This window comes from Tunicatimonas sp. (assembly GCF_049647865.1).
Lineage (GTDB): Bacteria > Bacteroidota > Bacteroidia > Cytophagales > Cyclobacteriaceae > Tunicatimonas.
In genome coordinates, this window is sequence record NZ_JBARYM010000340.1 from 1 (window position 1) to 4,724 (window position 4,724).

Below are 4,724 nucleotides of genomic sequence, written 5' to 3' on the forward strand. Positions count from 1 at the left end.
ACTTACCCTTTGGATTAACCTACATTTACCGCACCGGAGAAGAGTACATCAATGTTTTTCCGGTATGGGATTGGGCTTGCTTACCTGGAGTAACCAGTCCGCACTACGCATTTAGCAGCAGCGGACGTTCTTCTCAGAATACTGCTCTTGTGGGAGGAGTAAGCGATAGTACCTACGGTGTTTCCACTATGCAATTGGATGTGAAGAATACCCAAGCTAAGAAGTCTTGGTTTTGGTTTGATGAAGAATGGGTAGCCTTGGGTGCCGATATTCAATCGAAGAATAAGCACCCTATTGTGACCGGAGTCAATCAAGCTCGATTAAAAGGTGAGGTGCTGGTAGATGACGATTCATTTCCTACCGGCACTCAGACGATAGAAAATCCTGGTTGGATGTGGCACGACAGCATCGGTTACGTACTGCCGGCCGAAGAAACAATAAAACTACGAACTGGCGAACGAACGGGGCAGTTGCAAAAAATTTACCAACTGGGAGCCGATTCGGTCTATCGTACTAATCTATTTGCCCTGTGGTTTGAGCACGGACGAAAACCTCAAAGTGTTACTTACGAATATGCTGTTTTACCTAATTGTACTCCTGAAGAGGTAAATGATTACGCCAACGATATACCTTATCAGGTTCTAGCCAATAATGCCCAAATACAGGCAATAAGTCACACTGAGCTAAAGATTACCGGAATCGTTTTTCATGAAGCGGGGAGAATTTCGTTAGCCGATGGGCTGACTGTGTTAGTAGATAACCCTTGCTTGCTGCTAATTAACCAGATCAATAACACATTTACTGTCAGTGATCCTACTACTCGTTTAAAACAATTAGAAATTGAGGTAAATACCGCTTATAGCCGAAGAATGACTCATAAAGTAGAGTTACCCCAAGTTGAACTAGCCGGGAGTAGCGTAACTTTTGACCTGGGAGGGTAGATAATTTCTAGAATATTATCAGCCGTTGTACTGACTCATGGTACGCCCGATACCAATAGAGCAAAAAGAAAGTATCATTTCACCCGCCCGGTCCATTAACTCCGGTAACTGGTCTAATTCTTCGCGCGGAAACTGGCTAAGCACGTAATCCACTTGTTGCCCTTTTTGAAAATCATCTCCAACTCCCATTCGTAAACGGGGGTAATTTTGTCCACCGGTAAGTTGTTCAATATTTTTCAACCCATTGTGTCCCGCGCTAGAGCCTTTACCCCGCATCCGAAGTGTGCCAAAGGGTAGCACAATATCATCAGTGAGAACCAGTAGCCTTTCTTTCGGAATTTTCAACTCCTGAAGCCAGTAGTTCACCGCTTTACCACTCAGGTTCATAAATGTAGTAGGCTTTATTAAATATAAAGATCGCCCTTTGTGCTTTAGATCAGTAATTTCAGCGAGCCGATCCAATTTAAAAACTGCCTGATGCTGTTCGGCCAGTCGGTCTAATGTTAAAAACCCAATATTGTGTCGGGTGAGCTCGTATTCGGGGCCGGGGTTTCCTAGCCCTACAATCAGATACTTCATTGGTCAAAAAAAATCCCGTTCCACAATAGAACAGGATTATGATTAAGAGTTAACAACAATCTAAGCTTCAGTTTCAGCTTCTTCGGCTTCCATTTCATCTCCTTCTTCATCCTCTTCCTCATCTTCTGACTTACCACGAAGTGCTCTCGGAATCTCAATAACGGCTACTGAAATAGCGTCATTATCTACAATCTCATAGTTGCCTTTAGGCACATCAGCTACTTTAACTGATTTACCAAAGTCAAGGTCAGTAACATCTAATTCGATATAATCAGGCATATCTTTAGGAAGTGCTCTAACCTGTAAGAAGTGCCGCTTGTGCATAAGTTTTCCACCTTTGGCAACGCCTTTGGCAGTTCCATCTAACTGCACAGGAATATCCATTTTAACCATCTTCCCTTCGTGTAATTCCAGGAAATCAGCGTGTAAAATCATCTCATTCACTGGGTGGAACTGGATGTCTTGTAAGATACACCGCCGTTCTTCTCCTTCAATGTTTAAAGTAACGAAGTGAGCTTGGTCAGTATAAACCAGCGGGCGGAAAAGAATCATGGGAGCGTGGAAGTGAACTTGTTCATCGCCACCGTACAGTACGCAGGGAACGTTCCCTTCTTCGCGCAATCGCTTCGCTTCTTTCTTGCCGAGATTTGCTCTTTGATACCCTATAATCTCTAACGTTTTCATAAGTAAGTATTTAATTTAAAATCTGGATTGAGAAATAAATAATGGACTAATAGATTCGTATTTATGAATTTTCTTGATGGCACTGGCAAACATTTCAGCCACAGTCAGCACCCTAATTTTTGAACAATGTTGCTTTAATGGAATAGTATCAGTAACTACTAATTCTTCCAGCATAGAATTCTCTATATTCTCGTAAGCCGAACCTGAAAGCACGGCGTGGGTAGCAATAGCGCGCACCGATTGGGCACCACTTTCTTTAAGCACTGTCGCTGCTTTACAAAGTGTGCCGGCGGTGTCTACCAAGTCATCTACGATGACCACATCTTTGCCTTCAACATTACCAATCACCTGCATTTCAGCTATCTCATTAGCTCGCTTACGGTGCTTGTCGCAGATAACCATATCGGTATGAAAATACTGAGCGAAATTACGGGCACGTTTTACTCCTCCTACATCAGGCGATGCAAAAATTAAGTTCTCCTGAGAGATTTGCTTCAAGTACGGAACAAAAATGATACTTCCACTAAAGTGATCTACCGGAAAATCGAAGAAGCCTTGAATTTGCCCAGCGTGCAGATCGCAAGTCATAAGCCGATTGGGTGCTGCTGCTGAAAAAAGATTAGCTACTAATTTTGCTCCAATGGCTACCCGAGGCTTATCTTTGCGATCCTGACGAGCATATCCGAAATAGGGCACTACTGCGGTAACGTACTTAGCACTCGCTCGCTTAGCCGCATCAATCATAAGCAGAAGCTCCATTAAGTTATCGGTAGGGGCAAAGGTAGACTGCACCAGAAATACATCGCAACCCCGAACTGATTCATTAAAATGGGTAGAGAGTTCGCCGTCGCTAAATCGTTCAATCGTTACTTCTCCGAGAGTTTTGCCGTAAGTATGAGCAATTTCTGTTGCAAGATTTTGGGTAACAGACCCAGAGAAGATTTTAACGGTAGCCATGAATATGTCTCTCTAATAAATAGCTATAAACACCAATCGCACGGCGAACCGTCCCGACTCGTAGGAATCGGGACGGTTCGCCGTGCGATTAACTAGTGAGTTGTCCGGCAAGGACTCGAACCCTGAATAAAGGCACCAAAAACCTCTGTGTTACCATTACACCACCGGACAAGGAAATGGGACTGCAAACTTAGAACATTATGTATACAAAGGCAAAAAATGATTTGTTCAATTTTTAAGATTTTTTTACCCTGAGAACACTAATTTTGAATAATACAATAACAATGTAGGGAAATAGAATCTTGCAGCATTTTAATAATACTTTGGTATATAAGTTGTACTTATCTTTCAGGAAAATTGAGATACTATTAACTTTTTCTCCGGCAATTAATAATAAAAGTTAGATAAATATGATTTTTATCATATAAACTTTTACTTTTAAAGTATAATTGTCGTATATTTACATAAAAATATTACATCGTAATAAATTATAACGAACTCATTGTTCCCGATATGGATTTCTTACATAAATTAAAAAGAAGTCATTACTCAAAATCATTACTAACTGCCTTGTTATTAATTGATATTTTGATAATCGTTGTCTCATTTAGATTATCATTTGGTCAATTATCAGTAGATACCACTGAATATTTACCTGTATACCAACCCTTCTTAGTTATTTCGGTTTTGCTTTGGGTTGTTACATCGCTCTTTTGTGATGTATATCAAACTAGTAATCTGAGAAAGATATCCACAATTTTAGTTAGCACCTTATTAAGTTCTTTATTAAGCGGTTGTGGGGTAGCTATCTATATTTTGTTCTTACAACAATATGTATTTTCTAATTATTTTTTGATTTCATTTTCTGTTATCTCAGTGATATCCTTGGTATTAGTCAAAATATTATTGTTCGTTGGTTACAAACGGTACCGCTCACTTGACAAGAATAGAAAGAAGGTAATTATTATTGGATATACACCAACTGGAAAGAATCTTTATAACTATTTTGTGCAGGAGCAGCCATTAGGTTATAAATTTATGGGCTTTTTTGATGACGGCCTAAAGTTTGTCAATAATGAAAATGATTACCGGGGCAATTTAAGCCGAGTAAAACAATTCTGTCTATCGGAAAATATTGACGAAATATATTATGCACTGCCTAACAAGGTTTCGTATGTTAAGGACATTGCTAAATTTGCTGACGATAATTATATTTACTTCGGTATAGTACAAGATGCCGGCGGACTCGATCAAATGAGTATTGATACTCAACTTTATGATAACGGGCGCATTCCAATACTATCGCCGCGCCGCGATCCACTCAAGATCTTTTATAATAGACAGATTAAGAGAGCCTTCGACATTGCGTTTTCTTCTGCTGTAATTTTATTCCTTTTTCCTTTTATCCTACCTCCTATTGCCATTCTTATTAAACTAGATTCTCCCGGACCAACATTTTTTAAGCAGCTACGCAGCGGAAGAAATGGTAAGCCTTTTTGGTGTTATAAGTTTCGTACTATGAAAGTAAATAACGAAGCCAATTCCAGACAAGCTGAGAAAAAC

The 4,724-nt window shown here is 40.0% G+C and carries 5 protein-coding genes and 1 tRNA gene; 2 read left to right on the forward strand and 4 right to left on the reverse strand.

What is annotated here, in order from left to right; all coding sequences use genetic code 11:
* The coding region (locus WBA23_RS10240) for a polysaccharide lyase family 8 super-sandwich domain-containing protein (RefSeq protein ID WP_424582183.1) at positions 1 to 941 on the forward strand (941 nt) is incomplete at its 5' end.
* Between the two features lie 18 nt (positions 942 to 959).
* On the opposite strand, the gene pth is transcribed toward WBA23_RS10240, so the two are convergent.
* From pth to WBA23_RS10260, 4 genes are all read right to left on the reverse strand, one after another.
* On the reverse strand, positions 960 to 1,520 hold the full coding sequence (gene pth / locus WBA23_RS10245) for an aminoacyl-tRNA hydrolase (protein ID WP_424582184.1): 561 nt from the start codon (positions 1,518 to 1,520) through the stop codon (positions 960 to 962).
* Positions 1,521 to 1,580: 60 nt separating this feature from the next.
* A complete protein-coding gene (locus WBA23_RS10250) occupies positions 1,581 to 2,204 on the reverse strand; it encodes a 50S ribosomal protein L25/general stress protein Ctc (protein ID WP_424582185.1) in 624 nt (207 codons plus the stop codon).
* Between the two features lie 15 nt (positions 2,205 to 2,219).
* A complete protein-coding gene (locus tag WBA23_RS10255) occupies positions 2,220 to 3,161 on the reverse strand; it encodes a ribose-phosphate pyrophosphokinase (RefSeq protein WP_424582186.1) in 942 nt (313 codons plus the stop codon).
* Between the two features lie 100 nt (positions 3,162 to 3,261).
* A tRNA-Gln gene (locus WBA23_RS10260) sits at positions 3,262 to 3,332 on the reverse strand.
* 342 nt (positions 3,333 to 3,674) lie between these two features.
* Here WBA23_RS10260 and WBA23_RS10265 point away from each other — a divergent pair.
* A partial coding sequence (locus WBA23_RS10265) for a sugar transferase (RefSeq protein ID WP_424582187.1) occupies positions 3,675 to 4,724 on the forward strand: 1,050 nt, incomplete at its 3' end.